Annotated in this window: 17 protein-coding genes; all 17 read right to left on the reverse strand. The window is 47.7% G+C overall.

All coding sequences use genetic code 11. The annotated features are described in order from the left end of the window. Positions 1 to 42: 42 nt before the first annotated feature. Entirely contained in the window at positions 43 to 1,413 is a 1,371-nt protein-coding gene (locus tag NV381_RS19240; protein ID WP_258214899.1) for an allantoinase, read from the reverse strand. Between the two features lie 27 nt (positions 1,414 to 1,440). Beyond that, complete coding sequence (uraH, locus tag NV381_RS19245) at positions 1,441 to 1,812, reverse strand: hydroxyisourate hydrolase (protein WP_258214900.1); 372 nt, start codon at positions 1,810 to 1,812, stop codon at positions 1,441 to 1,443. Further along, on the reverse strand, positions 1,809 to 3,320 hold the full coding sequence (pucL, locus tag NV381_RS19250; protein ID WP_258214901.1) for a factor-independent urate hydroxylase: 1,512 nt from the start codon (positions 3,318 to 3,320) through the stop codon (positions 1,809 to 1,811). Before pucL ends, uraH begins: the two co-directional genes overlap by 4 nt. Before the next feature lie 46 nt (positions 3,321 to 3,366). After that, on the reverse strand, positions 3,367 to 3,867 hold the full coding sequence (locus NV381_RS19255; protein WP_258214902.1) for a (2Fe-2S)-binding protein: 501 nt from the start codon (positions 3,865 to 3,867) through the stop codon (positions 3,367 to 3,369). Positions 3,868 to 3,879: 12 nt separating this feature from the next. Next, complete coding sequence (gene pucD, locus NV381_RS19260) at positions 3,880 to 6,222, reverse strand: xanthine dehydrogenase subunit D (protein WP_258214903.1); 2,343 nt, start codon at positions 6,220 to 6,222, stop codon at positions 3,880 to 3,882. A 16-nt stretch (positions 6,223 to 6,238) separates the two neighbouring features. Then, the gene (locus NV381_RS19265; protein ID WP_258214904.1) at positions 6,239 to 7,132 is read right to left on the reverse strand and encodes an FAD binding domain-containing protein; all 894 of its coding nucleotides are present in this window, start codon (positions 7,130 to 7,132) and stop codon (positions 6,239 to 6,241) included. Between the two features lie 166 nt (positions 7,133 to 7,298). Beyond that, positions 7,299 to 7,925 (reverse strand): nucleotidyltransferase family protein, encoded by a 627-nt coding sequence (locus tag NV381_RS19270; RefSeq protein ID WP_258214905.1) that lies wholly within the window; start codon positions 7,923 to 7,925, stop codon positions 7,299 to 7,301. Continuing rightward, entirely contained in the window at positions 7,837 to 8,886 is a 1,050-nt protein-coding gene (locus NV381_RS19275; protein ID WP_258214906.1) for an XdhC family protein, read from the reverse strand. The genes NV381_RS19270 and NV381_RS19275 overlap by 89 nt, the downstream gene beginning before the upstream one ends. 44 nt (positions 8,887 to 8,930) lie before the next feature. Further along, the gene (locus tag NV381_RS19280; protein WP_258214907.1) at positions 8,931 to 10,520 is read right to left on the reverse strand and encodes a PucR family transcriptional regulator; all 1,590 of its coding nucleotides are present in this window, start codon (positions 10,518 to 10,520) and stop codon (positions 8,931 to 8,933) included. Between the two features lie 353 nt (positions 10,521 to 10,873). Then, complete coding sequence (locus tag NV381_RS19285) at positions 10,874 to 12,136, reverse strand: amidohydrolase family protein (protein WP_258214908.1); 1,263 nt, start codon at positions 12,134 to 12,136, stop codon at positions 10,874 to 10,876. 33 nt (positions 12,137 to 12,169) lie between these two features. Then, complete coding sequence (locus NV381_RS19290; RefSeq protein WP_258215011.1) at positions 12,170 to 12,970, reverse strand: ABC transporter permease; 801 nt, start codon at positions 12,968 to 12,970, stop codon at positions 12,170 to 12,172. A 113-nt stretch (positions 12,971 to 13,083) separates the two neighbouring features. Beyond that, entirely contained in the window at positions 13,084 to 14,421 is a 1,338-nt protein-coding gene (locus tag NV381_RS19295; RefSeq protein WP_258214909.1) for an FAD-binding oxidoreductase, read from the reverse strand. Between the two features lie 19 nt (positions 14,422 to 14,440). Further along, positions 14,441 to 15,241 (reverse strand): ABC transporter ATP-binding protein, encoded by an 801-nt coding sequence (locus NV381_RS19300; protein WP_258215012.1) that lies wholly within the window; start codon positions 15,239 to 15,241, stop codon positions 14,441 to 14,443. A gap of 47 nt (positions 15,242 to 15,288) precedes the next feature. Further along, positions 15,289 to 16,110 (reverse strand): creatininase family protein, encoded by an 822-nt coding sequence (locus NV381_RS19305; RefSeq protein ID WP_258214910.1) that lies wholly within the window; start codon positions 16,108 to 16,110, stop codon positions 15,289 to 15,291. A gap of 100 nt (positions 16,111 to 16,210) precedes the next feature. Further along, positions 16,211 to 16,969: an NAD(P)H-dependent oxidoreductase gene (locus tag NV381_RS19310; protein ID WP_258214911.1), complete on the reverse strand. Its 759-nt coding sequence runs from the start codon at positions 16,967 to 16,969 to the stop codon at positions 16,211 to 16,213. Positions 16,970 to 17,025: 56 nt separating this feature from the next. Continuing rightward, the gene (locus tag NV381_RS19315; RefSeq protein ID WP_258214912.1) at positions 17,026 to 18,399 is read right to left on the reverse strand and encodes an amidohydrolase family protein; all 1,374 of its coding nucleotides are present in this window, start codon (positions 18,397 to 18,399) and stop codon (positions 17,026 to 17,028) included. 38 nt (positions 18,400 to 18,437) lie between these two features. After that, on the reverse strand, positions 18,438 to 19,508 hold the full coding sequence (locus tag NV381_RS19320; protein WP_258214913.1) for an ABC transporter substrate-binding protein: 1,071 nt from the start codon (positions 19,506 to 19,508) through the stop codon (positions 18,438 to 18,440). Between the last annotated feature and the right edge of the window lie 216 nt (positions 19,509 to 19,724).

The raw sequence follows: 19,724 nt of genomic DNA on the forward strand, positions 1-19,724 counted from the left end.
TTGGGTTACTTGAAGTACTTCGAGTACTTGAATTACTCGGAGTCAAGAGCTATAAAGCAGCCACTTTCCTATTTCATCCGCTCCAGCGCCAGCCTGCATGCTTGCGTTATATACGAATTCGCCTCTCACAAGCGTGGCACTCACACGGCAGGAGAACATCCTGCCTTCATAAGGGCTATGAGGATGACGATGCTTCAACTGGTTAGCCTTTAATGTGTAGGAATGATTCAAATCGATGATGGCAAAATCCGCATCCGCTTCTAGGTTGATTTCACCCTTGCGAGGATATAGGCCGAATCTTTGTGCAGGGTTTAAAGACAGCAAACGACTAATCAACGGCATTGGAAGTCCACGCTTTATATGACCTTCATCCACCATTAGCTCAAGCGAGCTCTGTGCTCCGGCAATTCCGCCCCATGCCTCGAAGAAGCTCTCAGCCCGTTTCAATTCAGGCGGGCTTGGCGAATGGTCGGAAGCAATGAGATCAATCTGCCCGGCTGCCAGAGCGTTCCACAGCTTCTCCTGCTCTTCTTTGCTGCGCAAGGGAGGAGCGCACTTAGCTACAGGGCCGAGATTCACCATATCATCCTCGGTCAGAGTGAGATAGTGCGGACAAGTTTCCAGCGTCACATCAAGACCCTGCGCCTTCGCGGCATGAATGAGCTCCACGGCTGCAGCGCTACTGATATGAACAAAGTGCAGCGCACAGCCGGTGTGCTCCGCCATTAGCAGTGCCTGGCGCACCGCTTCACACTCTGCGGCAACGGGTCTTGATGCGGCGTAATCCAGTGCGCCGCTCTTACCGCTGCTGGCCGCTTGCTCAGCCAGCATAACCGTCATCGCCTCATCCTCGGCGTGCAGGGCAAGCACCCGATTCAGCTTGGCGATGCGCTTCATGCCCTCCAGCAGCGTGACGTCATCTACGCGCTGGAACCGTTCCTCGCCTTCACCTCCCGGCTCGGACATGAAAGCTTTAAAGCCGATAACTCCCGCATCTGCCAAAGGCTTCAGCTGGTCCAGCTTGCCGGGCACAAGTCCGCCCCATAAAGCGTAATCCACCCTGGAGCTTCCGGCAGCTGCCTTCAGTTTGCTCTCCATTGCAGCCACGGACACCGTGGGCGGCAGACCATTCAGCGGCATATCTATATAGGTTGTGCATCCACCGGCTGCCAAAGCTGCCGATCCCGTTGCAAAGCCTTCCCAATGCCCCATAGCTGGTTCATTAAAGTGAACATGCGCATCCACCATACCTGGCATTACATGCTTTCCATCAGCTTTATAGTGCCGGGCAGCAGCCTCGTCAACCAAGCTTTCTTCCAGCCGGACAACCCTGCCGTCCTTGACACCGATATCCAGACGCTTGACCTCATTGCGCAATACAACAAGTCCTCCGGTAATTATTAAATCCAGCATCGGCTTCCCCTCCTCGTTCCCAAGAAATTAACTGCCTCGATAGGTACTATATCCTCCAGGTGCAACCAACAGCGGGACATGATAATGCTGTTCTACATTACTTATTTGAAAACGAATCGGGACTTCTTCCAGAAACATCGGTGATTCTGTTGCTTGCCCTGCCCCTATACCTTTATTCCGGTAATAATCCCCCACATAAAACAACAATTCATACGAACCTGCTACCATGCCTTCTCCGCTTAAAAGCGGTCCATCCAGACGTCCATCACTGTTCGTTACCGCTTCTTGAAGCTCGACTGCCGCTCCTCCTTGCGAAAAGTAAAACAAGGCTACCCGCATTCCTTGTGCAGGTCTTCCTGCTGACAGCTCCAATACATGAGTCGTTAGCCGTCCGCTCATTTGAGCTCCGCCGAAGCAGCGGCCTCCAGTACATTGCGAGCCTCCTCCAAGTCGCTTTGCGTCAAAGAAAAGCCTTGAAAGCCATAAGGAGGACGAGGCTCGGTATACACTCTGCCCTCAGAGCCGGGAACATTTTCAACAATCGTTTCCCACGTCCGGTTATTGGACTCAAACCAAACCTTGCCAAGCTGCGGGAACCGCTCCAAAATCCGCAAGCCTATATCATAAATCAGCTTTTGAATAGAAGGGCTCTTGAGCTGGTGGAACAGGGTGTGGGCAATATCACTGATTTGTTCAGAAGCCACGTACTTAGCCTCACCTTCGCCCACTGCATCTTCATAATCCGCATACTCCCAGCCGATATTAAGATAAATGTATAAAGGACGGTCAAAGCTCTCCGGCAGCGTAGTATATTCATCGCGTACAAAACCGGCAAACATACTGCCTTTCACCTTGATCAAATGCAGGTTGGACAACAGCGCGGAATGTCCCAAAACTTCGTAACCCGTTTCTCCACGCTCCATCTTAAAAGTGAACACACCGCTCTCATTTCGGGAATGCCTGAAAACAAGCCCACTATCTGCGAAAGAATCTTCCCCCAATGGGACCCTTACTGAATCAAATGGAATACGCTCAGCAGACAGCTCAATGCCTGTTAGATGGGTATATTTGTCCATGAACAAGGTTGCCATATGCCGTAAATAAGCTTCAACCGTATTTCCAGTAAAATCAGCCGTATGCCGTAAAATAAAATTTTTCATCGAATCTGTAGCTACAACAGAGGTGTTGTCCCCTTCCGTAAACGAGGTCAGGAGAATATCTCCCCATACAGAGATTTTGACATTTAAGGCGAATATAACGTTATCCGTGCCCGTATAAGTGGATTCAGGCACCGGCTGAACACGAAGCGGTTTTGCAAATGTGCGATAAACCAATACGTCCCCTTTTCCATAATGCATAGTTCGTTTAGCTGTACTAGTCTCCATGGGTTGATCCCCTCCGTTATTAGTAATTATCAGGTCATTGATACGAAAGCGGGTGATGTCGGCGATCTGTCTTAACGCTTGTTGCTTTTCGGCTTCTTTTTCCAATGTTATTCTGTACTTCATCGCTTCCAAAATCATTGCCTTGGATTTCCCTTTAACCGCGATAATAAACGGAAACCCGAATTTCCGGGTGTACTCTGTATTGCAAGCTTGGAACTCGGCATATTCTTCCACTGTAAGATCCGATAGTCCGGATTGCCGTTGTTCATTTACCGACATTGAACTCATTTGCAAACGCCCTCCCAAATCAGGGTGAGCGCGGATCAGCTTCAGCTTCCTGTCCTCATGAGCTTGCTTTACAACGTTTAGCATAGCTTCGTGCAGCTGCTCTTTATCCTCAAATGGCCGGGAGGCCCAGGCTCCTTCGGCGACCCAAGGGGAATGCTCAAAAATATCTCCCAGCGTCTTTGTAAATAAGCTCTGATTCATACGGTTCAGCTCGTTGATGGTATAAGACTTCATGAGATTTCACACCTTTCTTGACCAGCCTGCCTTTTTAATCTCCCACTCAAATAGGTCCCGCCGCCTTGCAGCTGTTTCGCACAGCTGTCTCCGCCGCCCGCATAATACCTCCGTAACCCGTGCAGCGGCATATATTGCCGGATAACCCTTCTGTTAGATCATCATGAGTTGGCGCAGGGTTAGCACCCAATAAGCCAACAAGGGATATAACCATCCCCGGTGTACAGTACCCGCATTGAAAGCCGCCCTCCTCCAAAAAGGCCTGCTGCACGGGATGCAGCTCGCCACTAACGGCCAAACCTTCTATCGTAACGATTGAACGTCCCTCCAACTGGTAAGCCATCATTAGGCAAGCATTAACCGGTTGGCCGTCCATCAAAATCATGCAAGCTCCGCAGCGTCCAATTTCACATGAAATTTTAGTACCTGTCATGGCCAGATCGTCCCGTAATATATCGATGACACGACGGGATGGCGATGTATCCAGCTCAAGCGGCTTGCCGTTTAATTGAAAGGACAGCTTATTGTCTGGTATTGGTTGTATCATATGCCGTTCCCCCTACTTGAACATTTGATCGGACATTAGCTCCTCTGGCGCAATCGGAAGGTGCTGAACCCACTTGCCTACCGCTTGATGAACGGCGGCAATAATAGCCGGAGCTACGGCAACCGTACCAATTTCTCCTACACCTCGCGGACCGAAAGGATCTCCCTCCGGAAGCTCATCGATAGCATCCAATTGCAGGTGGTCCGGAACATCCTTGATTGTCGGAATTAGATAGGTATCGAAGTTATTCGTCAGGTACCGTCCATCCTTCATTACAGCATCCTCCGATAATGTAAATCCAAGAGCCATGCTGCTGGCACCTTCAATCTGCCCTACATACCCCATTGGATTCACAACAGGTCCGGCTGCAACCGCATGGTATTGATCCGTCACTTTTACTTTCCCGGTCAGCAAATTGACCTCTACTTCGACTGCCACTGCCGTATACGTATGCAAATAATGAGCTCCAAATATTTCATCGGGAGTCGTTGGAAAATCAAATTGCGACTCACACTCGATTGACTCGGCTTCAGTTTGCTCCGCAAGCTCACGATAGCTAATGACCGGTCTGGAACAGGTTTGAGACTCGATCAAGGCTCCTGCTTCGATGTTCTGCTTGCTTTGTGCAGCTTCATCTCGGTCTTGCTCCATTGTCTCCGGATACTTGCGCCAAATACCGCCCAAGCCGGTTGTCAGCGAAGCCGCCGAGATGCCAGTCAGCTCCGAAGCGGCTTCCAGCAGCTTTTCGGAAAACACAGGACCCATCCGAGCCAATGCCTGCCACATCATACTGGTCGCTCGTGAAGCCGTGCTTGATCCGCTATGCGGAACACGTGCTGTATCGCCAATTACAATTTCAATATCCTCTTTACCGCAGCCGAATCTTTCGATAAGTAAAATTTGTAAGGTAGCAATAAGCCCTTGCCCAAATTCTTCGTAGCCAAAGGATGCTTCAATCAGACCTTGCCTGTTCAGTCTTAGGCGACCCCCGGCAGGATCGGGCAATCCGTATCCAAGCCCCGACCCGTGCATAGCTATGGCAGCTCCAACTCCGTGCCGTATCCACGGCGGACTTGACTTATCTATGGATGCACGCTTTTTCATAAGCTCGGAGCCTGCCACCGACTCCCACACCTGCCGTGCTCCATCCGTAGGTACGATACGCTGCTCGAACGGTCCAAGATCAGTACTTTCCCGAAGGTTCAGACTTCTTAGCTTCCAGTAATCAAGTCCCGCGGCCTCTGCCAAACGGTTCATCTGTCCTTCAAGGGCAAAGATGATTTGATTGCCCCCAAAGCCGCGAAACTCACCCGATACACCATTATTGGTGTAGACGGATACCCCCTCTATAGATACATGAGGGATACGGTAGGGACCCTGCGCATGCTCAGTGGAAAAGTTAAGCACCGGAGCGCCCAGTGTCGCATAAGCGCCAGTATCGGCCACAATCTGTACCGTATGTGCCAACAGCTTGCCATCCTTATCCATGCCCGTCTTCATCGTGACGGTCATCGGATGCCGTTTCAATCCGGCTCTCACCGATTCAAAGCGCGATTGATGCAGCTTGACAGGACGGCCGCTATTGAATGCAAGCAGTGCTCCATACGGCTGCACGTTCAATTCATCCTTGCCGCCGAACGAACCGCCAATCGGGCTGGAAACGACACGTATTGCGGATTCCGGAATCGCAAGAATGCGCGATAGCTGCATCCTGTCCTTGTATCCGTGCTGAGTAGGAGCGTATACCGTTAATCCGCCATCCTTCTCAGGTACGAACAGTCCTCCCTCTGTTTCCATATAAGCATGCATTTGGCGGGGTGTCCGGTATGTGTTCTCTGTTACATAAGCACATTCTGCAAAAGCATCCATAGCGCCGCCCCGATGGTATTCAGTCCGGTGAAGCACATTGCCGTTCGGATGAAGCTTTGGCGAATCCGGATGCAGCCCCGCTTCAGGGCTATCTATTACCGGCAAAGGTTCATATAGGACATCAATCAATGAAAGGGCATATTCCGCTATCTCCACAGTTTCAGCCGCAACCGCCGCTACTGCATCTCCGATATATCGAACACGATCCTCGCAAAGCACCGGCTGATCGGGAGTAGCTATACCGAATAAATTCATTCCGGGAACATCCTTGTAAGTAATTACCGCGTGTACTCCCGAAAGCTGCTCCGCACGCTTAGTATCTATAGAAAGAATCCATGCATGAGGATGAGAGCTCCGCAAAATTTTGCCAAACAACATATCCGGTAACCTCATATCCGTCAAGTAGGTGAGCTTACCCGCCACTTTATCAATTCCATCAGGCCGGACATGCCACCTTGAACCAGCCGTTTCTTTATCAAGCAGCATAGCGCTCACTCCCTTCTCAGCGGTTTTGACTGGAAATCCGGCTCCATAGAGCAGCTGCAATCATATTTGCAGCGGCCTGCCTCCGGTACTCGTTCGAAGCAAAAGCATCCGCGCCTCCGTTAAATTGCTGCTTAATTAATGGGTGAGTATATTCGATCAGCCTGAGGCTGAGTTGTTGTCCTTCTAATAAGGCCTCCGCATCCGTTAGCCGCATTGCCATCGATGCAGCGCTGCCTGCGGCTAAGCGAATGCTTCGAATGTTGTTTTCTGTATCCGTATGAAGCTCCCCTGCGATTGTAACAACGGAGGGACAAAACGCTTCTCTTCTGCCCAGCTTTTCATAAAAAGAATCGACGAAACCATCCGTTGCAGCTATCCTGGGAACTATTATTTGCAGCAGCAACCTGGGTTCTTTAGTTAAAAGAGCTGCTCGTCGCTGCTGCAGCCATTCTGCTGTTGTTTGTGTGATCATGTTCTGCCCATTAAACCAAACCAAGCGGGCATCGGTTGCTAATAAGGCTGGAAGAGAGTCTCCAACAGTCGACATAATGTTCCCGCCCAAGGTGCCCATGTTTCGTATAGACGGTGCAGCAATATTCAGGCAGGCATTCTTCAATAGCGCCGGTGTCCTTAAATCCCGCAAGCAAGCTGCCAATGTGACAGCCGAGCCAATGCGAGTTTCTTGTTGATCCGACTGTATACCGTGTAATTCAGGGAGAGATTCGAGACTAATGAGATGCTGAGGCGGCAATAAGGCTCCAGATTCCCATTGCGTTCTTAGCAAAGTGCCTCCGGATACAAATACAGCCTGCTCCGCGAACTGCTGCTTCAACTGCCATGCCTCCACAATTGTTCGAGGTTGCCATACTTGCCTGGGAAATTCAGGATTCGAATACAGTTCCATGGCCATTTGATTTCCCTCCTTAGCAACTGGGTATCTAAACTATACAAACGCGTTATATATACGTCAATAAATATGACAAACATTCGTATTCGATAACAATTTGATCTATAGTTTTTGTAAAATATCCAATATTCCAAAGAAAAGCGTCATATTACATTACACAAACACTCAATTATTTATCGATACAGCTATACATTTCTACATCCTGAGGAGTATCCAAATCTACAAAAAGTCTTCGATCCGACTCCTCCAGCATCCTTCCCCGAAACTCCGGCTGCAGCAGGAGCTTACGTGCACCCTCATCGCCTTTCAGCCCTCTCAAAGCATCAAACATAGAAGCTGCTAATAACACCGGAGGTTTTGCCACTCCTTTATCACCACAAGCAACATAATCAAGAGAAGGATCCGATTCGAAAACATGGATTAAACGGTCCAGCATCTCAGTATTAATAAAAGGCTGATCTGCCAGTACCACTAGGATTGCATTAGGAACATCCTCTTCCACCGCCGCTTGCAAGCCCGCTTGAAGCGAGTAAGCCATCCCTCGCTCAGCTTCTGCCGCTACAACAAAGCTGCACTGATACTGCAGCACTGAATCATCTTCCTGATAGGGCAGCCAATCAGGCAGCCCCGCTTCTCTCAAAACTACTACAATACGGTTGAGCCCGGACTCCAAAGCTCTGGCAATCGCAAATCCGCCCATTTTCCCCTTATTGTTGAGCGGTATAGAAAGCTTCGGAACCCCCATACGCCGGCTTTGTCCAGCCGCCAAGTACACTCCCGTTACTTTGATTCCCATATGCGTTCACCCCTCGACCCAAATCAACTGCTTTACGCTTGACAGCTATCATTTCCGCAACTACGCTAATCGCAATTTCAACCGGACCTTGAGCTCGAATCGGCAATCCTACCGGATACCTGAGCCAAGCCGGCGGCGTGCGCCCTGCCAGCTGCTGTATCGCCCTTGTCCTCGACCCGAGAAGACCTACGTACCGAGGAGAGAGCGGCCATAGTGCTTCCAAGCATTGACGATCCCGTTCCAGCTGATGGCTCATTATTACAACGTAGTCATTCTCATTGATTCGCAGCTTCCCAACCAACTCATTGGGGGATCCAACGACCGTTTCACATGCTTCCGGGAATCTTCCACTGCAGCAAAGCGCCTCTCTCCAATCAGCCACAACAACGCGAAACCCCGCTTGCTTCGAAAGTGCAACCAGCGGCTGCGCATCCGTTCCAGCTCCAAACACTATTAACCGCGGGCGAGGTTCACAATAAAACTGGAGCGAAGTCCTTCCTGCTGCCGCTTGTAACCCATGCATAACAGCAGGCTCAATCTTGTAGCTAACATTACCTCCTGCATCCCACTCCCTGCTCAGCAAGCACACTTGCCCCAGATCAAGCATCTCCTTTACCGCAGACAGAACCAAGTCAAGCTTTTCCGTAATAGGCTCAACGAGCACATGAATGCTCCCTCCGCAGCCAATTGCTTCCCCCCAAGCAAAATCTTCCGCATTTCTCATGTCGTATTCAACATACAGAGCTCTTCCAAGCGCCAAAACTTCTGCAACCCTTTCATGGAGATCAGCCTCCAAGCAGCCGGGGCTTATGCCTCCTACCCTCTCCCCATTCTCAAACAACAGCATTGAAGCACCGATTTTACGGTATGCGTGGCCTTGAACCTTAACGATGGTTGCAAGAGCTGCTTTTCTCGCCAACTTCTCCCTATCCCAGCAGTCAAGCAAATCATGTAAATCCATAACAACTCCCCCTTTGTTATAAAATCCGCTTTCAGGTCTAAACCTTATTTCTTCTCTTCCAGCATTTTTCGAAAGACGAACGCCAGCTTCAGCCTCATCAGATCGTTAATTTTTTTAAAATCGACCCCCAGCATCTCTCCGATTTTCTCCAATCGATAAGCCGCGGTGTTCCGATGTACAAACAAATGCTTCGCCGCCTCATTAACTTGACCGTCATGCTCCAAAAACACCTCAAGCGTTCGCAGCATCTCTTGTGAATAATCAGGGTCCTTGGCCAGCAGCTCCGACAACACCTCGTCACTGTAAGCCTTCATCTTTTCTTTGGTCACATGCTGAAAAACATACGCCAGCTCAATGGAACCAAACTGGATAATCCGATCCGTCATCCCGAGCCTCCCTGACAGCTTCAACGCATCGGAGCATTCCAGATATGCTTGGCGCAGCATTTCCCGCTTCATTTTCTTAGCGCTTACCGACAGCTGAATTTGCGGCAGAATACTTTTATTCACTATAAATTCAAAGGATCGGGTCAATAAATTAGGCAGTTTACCCGCATTTTCGAACGTGTCTGCCCCAAAGATCGAGAACACCCCTTCTTCCACGAGAAAATGCACCACACTCAAATCGCGGAACACAGGATTGTATTCGTATTCCTCCCGAATCTCCTTTACTATCAGCTTTCGCCGGCCATCTCTGTCATCAGCATTAACCCTTGTCAATACACACTGGAATGCCCCTCCCAGCACTCGAATGCCCAAATCCTCCGCATAGTCCGCCAGCATCTCAATTGGAATATTTTGTTTTAAATAACGGGTAAACAACTCCCCCAAATCCTTGTTCAAAGACTGCTCAAGCGCATCTCTAAAAATATAACTCATATGGTGTGCAATCATTTCCGAGGTTTGATGGAACAGCCCCTCTTCCTCCTTCATAAGGAGCGTTTCAGGTGGAAAGAACAACACCGATCCTATACACTCTTGCTTGTAATCCAGTGAAATCCGGTAATGCCCCCCATATTCGGTACGGACCCACTGATCCTTTTTGTGCCAGGGCCATTGCTTTAACAATTGACCATCCGGATAAGCAGTTGCATTAAAAACCATTTGACCACGGGAGCTAACCACTGCAAAAGGATAACCGATAATAGCGAGCACCTTACTGAAAAAATCCGTTTCAAAGCTGGATTTCAGCGCGAACTGCATCAGTTTCTTTTGTTTTTCAAGCAGCTTGTGGAGCGAACGTGTATTGCGTTCCATCTCGGCATAGAACAAGCCGCTCATCTGATCGGAAAATGTAAACTGAAACGGGAGCTCTATTAGAGGAAATTGCAGCCGATCCGCCTCTTCGACGATAGGCTCAGGAATACTGGACCAAAATCGGCCCAGCTTGACGCCAAGTCCCGCAGATCCCCTGGCATCCAGCTTGCGGAGCAGCCCCACCGCCTCCTCAGGATGATCCTTCATAATATAAGCCGTTGTGAATAACATCTCGCCTTCTTTAATCCATTCTGTAATATCAGGGGCATCCATTACATTGACTGATTTCACGATCCGCGAAGCTCCACCTCTACCGGCAATTAACTTGCCTTCAGAAAGCGGGTAAATACCTAACGCCTGCTCCACTGTAATATTCATTCGGATCTCCCCCTTACAAGTTTGAATTTCAAAAAACATTCATGCTATAACAAATCGTCTTAACCAATGTAAGTTTATATAACATTATATTCAGATATAGAGAAAAGAACAATCATTAAAATCACATTTTATAGCTAGAAAACCTCCAAACAGCATAATCATGTGTCTTTTTAAAGAAAAATTAGTGAGATTTACAATATTTACACTTAATATATGTTATTTAATCTTACATATAATTGTCATAACAAACCCGCATTTTGCTTCACTTTCTAATTTACACCCCTCCCAACCTTCTACACCTAAAAAAACTGCCCGCTTCTCTACAAGAGAAACCAGACAGCTCTGATTACAATTTATTCATTTCCTATGGATGTAAAGAAGCTGGTGACCGCGGGGAGCGTCTCGGCGACAATACGCCCATTACTCACAACATAACGACACACCGGCTGTCGCCTAATAAGATCAACATAATCGGTTGCATCCACAAGCACGAAACTTGCCGGTTTATTAACCTCCACTCCATAGTCACCTTCAATTTGAAGCGTCTTGGCAGCACGTACCGTCACCATTCTCACAAGCTCAGCTACCTCTTCAAGTCCAGTCATATGAGCAAGATGCGCCGCCATATTAGCCGCTTGCAGCACACTCCCTGTACCGAGCGGGTAAAAAGGGCTCTGAATATCATCATGAGCAATACTAACATTCACACCCGCTTGCCACATTTCTTTGATTCTGGCAATACCGCGCCCCTTCGGATAGCTGTCTAATCTTCCCTGCATGGCACTGTTAATCAAAGGGCAGCAGACTACATTAATGCCAGAACGGGATAACAACCCCAGCAACTTCTGAAAATACGCCTCTCCATAATAAGCAGATGCATTGGCATGACTCGCAGTGACCCGTTCCCGCAATCCTGAAGTCATGGCGAGATGCGCTACCGTCTCTATAAAATTCGAATGCTCATCATCTATCTCATCACAGAAAACATGAACGAAGCATCCATGCTCCTTTGCGATCCGAAAACAAACTTCAAGCGACGCTATCCCTTCCTCGCGAGTCGGCTCCATATGCGGAATTGCACCAATTCCATCCGCCCCAAGCTTAAGCGCCTCCACAAGTCGGTGTTCATTATCCGGACAAGCTCGGATCCCATCCTGAGGAAAAGCAATCACCTGCAAATTGACATACGGCTTAACTCGCTCACGAAGCTCGAGCAGCGCACGTAAAGCGACAAGCTTCGGATCTGAGATATCAGCCTGTGTGCGTATGTGCAAAATACCGTGCGACACCTGAAGTCGAAGCACCCTTTCCGCACGCCTGAGCACATCCTCCACAGTCAGGCTTAGCTTACGCCGCTGCCACAAGCCAATCCCTTCAAATAGAGTACCACTCTCATTCCACGCAGGCTCCCCAGCTGTCAGCACCGTATCCAGATGTATGTGAGATTCAATAAACGGAGGCAGCACCAGCAACCCTCGACCATCCACATCCTGCAAGGAAGCTTTTTGGGGAACATCACCAATTAGAGCAATTTTCCCATCACGCAGTCCGATATCCACCAGCCTAGACTGCGTCCCTTCTGGAAGAAGCACGTTGCGGAACACCAAATCCAACATAAATTTCACCTTCTTTTTCGTACCGCATCATTTTTAATTTTCCTTACTCATTTCCGATTCATGCCAGGAGCTCAACATCCATTTTGCAAAAGCATTAACTATCAAGAAGAAGCCTATGCCAAGCACCGAGGCCGATAGCCCGCAAGCGAATAAATAAGCCGTTTTCAAACGAGCTGCCGCATACGTAATCGCATACCCAAGCCCACCTGCATCTCCGCCGATTCCGGCAATATACTCACCGACAATCGCTCCGATCACACATAGCGTACAGGAAATTTTTAATCCGGCTACTATATAAGGCAATGCAGCAGGTATGCGCAGCTTCCACATCGTCTGGAATGGATTGGCATTGTACAGGTAAAATAAATTGCTCATATTATGATCGGTTGCATTCAGGCCGATTAACGTATTCGACAGCATCGGAAAAAAACCGATAAGAAAAGCAATAATAACAATGGCATTCATGCCCGCGTCGAACCAAATGACGATAAGAGGAGCAATCGCTACTATTGGAATGGTCTGCAAAATAATGGCGTAAGGATACACGCTCCGCTCAATCATTTTCGAGCTGGCCAGCAGTATTGCACCCAACACCCCTAACACAACACTTAAGAAAAAACCTATTACCGCCTCTATAGTCGTTGTAGAAACTGAAACCCAGAGATCATGCCTATTGGCTATAGCCGCGCCTACAATATCCGTAGGTTTAGGAACAAGGTAGACAGGAATATTCAGCAAAGCAACAACCAGCTGCCACCCCCCAATAAAGACGATAAAAGCAATTAGCGGCGGCAATACACGCTTTATAAATTTATTAAGGGCGCCCCCGCTCATCACACCTTCATCTATTCTATAAGTCCAACCTGCACGCTCGCGAGGCGGAAAAATTTCTCCTTCAAATAGTTGCGCATAAGCTTTATCCATGGCCATAATAATTCCCCTCCCACTTACATGACATAATTAATTTTACCTGGATTAAGCAGGCCCTGCGGGTCATTCTGACGTTTTCTTCTTTCCATACTTCCCACTTCACCGCGCCCGCCGTTATCCAACACCCATGTATGAGGATCGAAAATTTTTACACCGATCGATTCGAAATAGCCGATAATTTCATAAAGCCTTTCCTCACTCTTATAAAAAACGAGCGGCAAGCAAGTCGGCGTAACATTCCCTCCGCTGCGAATCCACTCGAAGTGAAAGAGCACCTCATCCCCAAATTGCTTCTTAATTAAATCCATCTGTTCCATATAGGAGCCCAAATTAAAACCAGCTTGTAAATAAGTTAAAGTCGCATCGGTTTTCATTGCCCACAACGTTGTATGGTTCCAAGTAAAGTCAGAAACCCCAATCGTTTTCCGGTATTTCTCCGATTCTATCACATGCCCGATATGACCTCCATAGCTTTGCGCCAGCACCTCAACCTCCGGCAGCAGACCATCGGCAATCTCCAGCATAACCGCCGCCATATCCGATTCAATGACTTTGCTAAGCGGAGTGAAGTACGAGGGAACAGGCCATTCCATTGGACTGATCAAACGTTTGTGTATGGCACCATCTTTAGCCAAAGCTTCACTAAACCGCATGGATTGCTCGAATGAAGGAAACTGTGCAATCACCTGTACCCACTCCGTACGCGGAGCAAGAGGGATGGTCACCTCCGTCATAATTCCCGTCGTTCCATAATTATGAATATAATCATATAATTCCTTGCCGGCGACAACTAACCGTTTCGGCGTCTCTTCCATCGTATAAACGACAGCTTCCAGAACATTTCCGTCCCATAAATTCCCATAAGTAATGGAGCCAATCCCACCGGAACCTCCACTTACAAATCCGCCTACTGTTGCTTTTACATAAGTACTCGGATAAATTCGAATTTCTTGCCCTGCTTCACGAGCGGTTTTGTCCATCACCCCAAGACGTACCCCACATTGCAACCTAGCGAACCCTTCTCCAATTTCCAAAATTCGATCCATTCGACTCAAATCCAGCACAATGCCGCCTTGCAGCGGGACAGCCTGGCCATAATTGCCTGTGCCCGCTCCCCGGACCGTCACCGGAATCTGATAGCGGTACCCGAATGCAAGGACGGCAGCCACCTCCTCTTCATTACGAGGCAGAGCAACTCCATCAGCCGGTTTATTGTCCTTCAATCGGTTATCAAGCACTGGTGAATACCAGTAATAATCCTTTGATAATTTCTCTCTCGTAGCCATATCAAACACAACAACTTCTTCACCGAGCAGCTTCATCATTTCTTTTTCCCACTCTAAATCTGTAGCCATCAAAACCTCACTCCTTCTCTTAATGATGCAAGGCAGCAGACACTTGTCGAACAAGCTCATTGAATTGGGTAGAGGTTCTATATTCATCATCCCTGGGAAACGGGACAGGAATATCGATCTGCCCTGATATTTTGCCCGGACGTGCCGTCATAACAACCACACTGGTAGACAGGAACACAGATTCAAAAACATTATGAGTTACAAAAAGCACTGTCATTTTTTTATCCTGCTGCCATATATTTAACAGTTCGTTTTGCAGGGTTTGCCGTGTAATTTCATCCAAAGCTCCGAAAGGCTCATCCATCAACAGCAGCTTAGGCCTGGAAACTAGCGCTCTTGCTATAGATACACGCATTTTCATCCCGCCGGACAACTGTCTCGGCAGCACCTTCATATAATCCTTCAAACCAACCATTTCAAGAACACGCTCTGCTTCCTGCTTCTGTGTTTTTTTATCTACTCCGCGCAATTCCAGAGGAAGTCTAACATTGGATTCAACAGTCGACCAAGGCAAGAGGGTGTGATCCTGGAACACGAAGGAAATGTCACTTTGCTTGCGCGCCTCCTTAGGAGTAGTTCCAAAAACATCTAAAGTTCCCGTGCTAGGAGCGCTAAGTCCGGTAATGATTTTGAAAATGGTCGATTTCCCGCAGCCGGACGGGCCAACAAAACAGAGAAATTCTCCTTCATTTATCGTCAAGTTAACGTCTTGAAGAGCCACCGTACCATTGGGGTATATTTTCGACAAATTCTCCATGCTAACAAAGCCCTTTTTTGCGATAACATTGACCGGAGCCGCAAGGATTTCAGGTGCTTCCATAATGTCAGATTCATTCCGCATTCCAATCATCTCCCGTCCCTCTTGAATTAATCCATTTCTATCTTGAATGATTTCATATCAAATCTGGACATGTCCATCAACGCTTCAGCAAGATGCTCACCATACCGCTTTACCATCGCCTCACCCTTAGACACCGTTGCTTTAGAGGCATCACCGGATATCCCGGATCGAGACAGGTCATCCATTACCCAAGCGAAGGCGCGGCTACGAAATTGAAGATATCGCGAGTCAGGAAACTGAGGAAATTCTGTCGGAGCCAGCTCCATATGCACCCAATCAGGCTGCGCAGCAAGGACAAGAGAAGTTTCAACATCACCCGCATGAATCCCATACTGCTTCTCCACAGGTGTAATCCACCCATCCGCCGAACCAAGCCCTCCAGGATCCAGCCGAAAAACAGCCATGCCCGTTTCTACCCGAATCTCTCGCGCCATCATATTCAACAAATCCGTGTTGCCGCCATGGGTATTCACAAGAACCAACTTCTCAAACCGGCTCATTCGCAAGCTCTTGGCGATATCCATCAAGACTGCCATCAATGTAGTTGCAGATAACGAAATAGTGCCCGGATGACCCAAATGCTCCGTACTTTTTCCATACGGGATAGCTGGAAGGAGCCATATATTAGCATCGTCCGGCAATTGCTCGAACGCTTCAGTAAGAACCGTTTCGGAAATTAATGTATCCGTAAATACAGGCATATGCGGACCGTGCTGCTCAACAGCTCCTATCGGCAAAACTAGCAAAGCGTCATCCTTAGAGAGCCGCTCCACCTCCAGCTTGCTTAATCGAGGATAAAAACGTTGATCCCACGCCTTTCCCGCTCCCCTATATCTTCCAGTCTTCAAAAGCAACACCTCCCAAAAATCTTCCAATTCCAATCCAGTACTCTTAATCAAGCATTTATCAAGCTCTACAAACACAGCTCGCTGCAGCATTTGATTCATTTCAAATTTTGTATTGCTTTAAAGCAGCCGCCACATTCGCCACCCTTTCACCCAACCGGGCCGCCATAATTAATTCACGCTTATCTGGCAGCAATGAACTATCTGGCCCAGCCAAGGTTGAAGCACCGCAAGGTGAGCAACCAATTGCATCCGCCGTCAAATATTCAGGATTTTCTGTATAGGACAATCCCACAAAAATCATTCCAAAATGAAATAACGGAACCATCGAAGTTAAAATCGTCGCCTCATGCCCCGTATGAATCGAAGCCGTGCTATTAAAAATGCCCGTAGGTTTTCCCTCCAAGGCACCGTCAATACAAAGCTCCCCCGCAAACTCAAGGAATAACTTCACCTGAGCAGGCATCATTCCGTAGTAAGTAGGAAATCCCCATAAAATTCCGTCCGCCCACCGCAAATCTTCATTCGTCGCAACGGGAATTTCCCGCTGCTGCTCCAGCACAGCTTCATATTTACTGTAGCGATCCCTCAACCTAAATCTTCCCGATAATTCTCGCTCCGCCTCACCTTGGCCTGTTTTATCTTGCTTCAACTCAAACTCAGATTGTTCCGGTTGAACCTTTTCCTCTTCTTGCTTATTCCTATCCAAATTGATCGTCCGATTTAAAGGTGACTCCATCTCCGCAATCCGCACAATGCGAACTGCATTTCCATCCGCCCGTTCCGCCCCATCCGCAACAGCTTGCGCCATTTGGTAAACATGGCCGAACGCACTGTAATATACAACGAGTATATTTGCCATTACGAATATCCACCCCATTTCCGAAACGAAGAAGATGATTTCAAAAGAGAGCTTCCTTAATTATCCGAACGTTTCCGGAAAGAGACCTCCTCAATTGCCTGCTCCCAATATCCAGCTAATAGACTATCTTTCCATTGCGCCTTGCCCGCCGCCATACGAACCCACTTCCCTTGACTGTACACCCAGCGACGATCAGGCAGCAAAGTGAACAATTCTTCAGGAGATTGACAATCTATTATTACAAAATTAACATCACAACCGATTTTGACCCCATAGTGCTCAAGTCCAAGCACAGTTGCCGGTACGTCCGTAATCATCCGCAGCAAGGTACGAAGATCTGCCGGCCGCCCCATATGAGCTGCATACGATGCAATCAACGCAATCTGAACCAAATCACCCCGCCCGAACGGGTGAAACGGATCATGTATATTATCTGAAGCTACAGCTATCGAAATGCCCGCTTCCCAAATTTCCTTCAATCTGGTAACCCCTCGTCTAACCGGAAATCCCTCTCCTCTACCTTGCAGATACAGATTCACCGCAGGCAGCGAAACAGCCTTCAACCCCGAATCCGCCATTCGTTCAATTAATTCATGAGCATCCCTATCGGTCATTGAAGCAAGCGCACATAGATGGTCAACTGTAACTCGACCACTATACCCATATTCCTCCGTTCGCCTTGCAGTATGTTCAACCGTACGCATCATAGGATTATCCGTCTCATCCGAATGCAGATCAATAGGCAGATCATACTTCTCAGCCAGAGCAAAAATTCGATCAATATCTCCCTCCGGAGTCGGAGACAAGTGGGGAGCTCCCCCAATTCCATCTACCCCCATTCGCAGCGCCTCTTCAACCGTCTCGACCTCCAATTGGTTTAAGCCATAAGGAATCATCGGGAATAGCTGCAAACTGATATAAGGTGACAATACTTCTTTCGCCTCAAGCGCCGCTTCAATTGTGCGCAATGCCACTTCTCTTGAAGCTCTAATATTAAAATCAAGATGCGTGCGAATATATGTAGTACCAAAGGACAAAGCCTGCATGGATGAGCGCATGATTCTTGACTTGATTTCGGATTTAGTAAAAGCCGGAGACGCCACAGAGTAATTGCGGACCGCCTCCTCAAGTGTACCGCTTATATTTTCAACTGATGTTAATGAAAACGATTTATCCAGATGCATATGGGAATCAACAAAGCCCGGAAGCAGCATCTTTCCTTCCAAATCTATTTGGCAAACAGCGGAAACATCCGCCGCTTTACCAAGATCACACTTCTCCAACGAAACAAAATCAGGCTGTGCAGCATTGGCTTCCTGCGCCTCGATACGAGTCCATTTACCATCACGAACCGATACCCGGTACAACAAGGATTCATTTTCCATAGGAAGTCTTACATTCAGCAGATCCAAGTTCAACAACGAAGCCAATACCGCCACCCCCTGAGATTACTTACTTTTTAATCAGTCTATTTCTTTGGTAAAAATTTAGTCGTGAACACTTTATCAACATCCTCTTCCTTCTTCAAAACACCCACATCCACAAGCTGCTTTTGCACCTCAGCCCAACGCTCCTTGGTCATAATACCCGTTCCCTTAGTAGCAGCGTCGCCGCCGTACACAAAGTCCATTTCTTGCTGTGCACTAAACTTCATCATGTCTAAGCCCATATCAGGGTTTTTCTCTTTAATAGCCGGATGAATTTCTTCGGAATGATCTTTGTAATAATCCCAACCCTTAACCGTGGCCTCAACAAATGCTTTCACTTGATCAGGATGCTCAGCAATCATCTTTTCCGTAGTAAAGTACACACCTGCATAAATTCCATAACCGGAATCCGCAACCAACAGCGTACCAATATCCACATTTTGCTGCTTGAGTGTGAAGGGTTCAGAAGTAATGTAACCTTGCGTCAAAGCATTTGGATCGCTAACAAAGTTAACCAATTGGCCTGTATATTTCATTTCTTGCGCACTGTCCAGCTTGTATTTTTTCTTAATGAATTGCCAGAAGCTTGCAGTGGAAGCTACATACACCTTATGCCCATTCAAATCGCCGAAATCTTTAATGCCTTTATCCTCTTTGTGGTAAAAAATAGCTTGCGGACTCTTCTGCATGGATGTAGCAATAGCTACAATCGGAATCCCCTCTTGTCTTGCCACCAAAATATCATCACCGTTAGCCATACCGAATTGAGCTTTTCCGGAAGCAACAATCTGCGTTGCCGAAACCTGCGGACCGCCAGGCATAAGCGTCATGTCAAAGCCCGCATCCTTATAATACCCTTTAGCCAAAGCCGCAAAGTTACCTCCATGCTCAGGTTCGGCAAACCAGTTTAAAATCAACGTAGTTTTCACCAGTTCTTTTGGAGCAGGTGCAGGCGCTGGCGCAGCCGCATCAGCAGGCTTTGCAGCAGGTGCTGTTTCAGCCGGTTTGGCACTCCCGCAAGCTGACAGCACACCTAAAATCAACACTAAACAGAGTGACATAAACGCATTGCGTTTGACCAAAACCTTAGTAGCATGATTGAATAATTTCATTTCCTTTCCCCCTCCTAATTTTGATCAACTGATCTACCTCGGTATACATGTGTACCACCGTTGTTATGAACTAAAATATACGGTACGCGTCATGTATTAGTCAATATATATTACATAGCTTTGTGTTTTTTGCCAATAAAACGAACTATTTTTGTAAATTTTCATTTTAATGTTAATTATTCTTACATAGTATTAGGTTTTCTTTAATAATTTTTC

Origin of the sequence: Paenibacillus radicis (ex Xue et al. 2023) (assembly GCF_024722015.1) — a bacterium.
Taxonomy (GTDB): Bacteria; Bacillota; Bacilli; order Paenibacillales; family NBRC-103111; genus Paenibacillus_S.

Coding starts and splice junctions, on each gene's coding strand:
- NV381_RS19270 (WP_258214905.1), bottom strand. CDS start 7,925: ATGGGAATCAAAGTAACGGGAGTGTACTTGGCGGCTGGACAAAGCCGG.
- NV381_RS19290 (WP_258215011.1), bottom strand. CDS start 12,970: ATGAGCGGGGGCGCCCTTAATAAATTTATAAAGCGTGTATTGCCGCCG.
- NV381_RS19300 (WP_258215012.1), bottom strand. CDS start 15,241: ATGGAAGCACCTGAAATCCTTGCGGCTCCGGTCAATGTTATCGCAAAA.
- NV381_RS19320 (WP_258214913.1), bottom strand. CDS start 19,508: ATGAAATTATTCAATCATGCTACTAAGGTTTTGGTCAAACGCAATGCG.
- NV381_RS19240 (WP_258214899.1), bottom strand. CDS start 1,413: ATGCTGGATTTAATAATTACCGGAGGACTTGTTGTATTGCGCAATGAG.
- NV381_RS19310 (WP_258214911.1), bottom strand. CDS start 16,969: ATGGCAAATATACTCGTTGTATATTACAGTGCGTTCGGCCATGTTTAC.
- pucL (WP_258214901.1), bottom strand. CDS start 3,320: ATGAAGTCTTATACCATCAACGAGCTGAACCGTATGAATCAGAGCTTA.
- NV381_RS19280 (WP_258214907.1), bottom strand. CDS start 10,520: ATGAATATTACAGTGGAGCAGGCGTTAGGTATTTACCCGCTTTCTGAA.
- NV381_RS19255 (WP_258214902.1), bottom strand. CDS start 3,867: ATGATACAACCAATACCAGACAATAAGCTGTCCTTTCAATTAAACGGC.
- NV381_RS19295 (WP_258214909.1), bottom strand. CDS start 14,421: ATGGCTACAGATTTAGAGTGGGAAAAAGAAATGATGAAGCTGCTCGGT.
- NV381_RS19285 (WP_258214908.1), bottom strand. CDS start 12,136: ATGTTGGATTTGGTGTTCCGCAACGTGCTTCTTCCAGAAGGGACGCAG.
- NV381_RS19275 (WP_258214906.1), bottom strand. CDS start 8,886: ATGGATTTACATGATTTGCTTGACTGCTGGGATAGGGAGAAGTTGGCG.
- uraH (WP_258214900.1), bottom strand. CDS start 1,812: ATGAGCGGACGGCTAACGACTCATGTATTGGAGCTGTCAGCAGGAAGA.
- NV381_RS19265 (WP_258214904.1), bottom strand. CDS start 7,132: ATGGCCATGGAACTGTATTCGAATCCTGAATTTCCCAGGCAAGTATGG.
- pucD (WP_258214903.1), bottom strand. CDS start 6,222: ATGCTGCTTGATAAAGAAACGGCTGGTTCAAGGTGGCATGTCCGGCCT.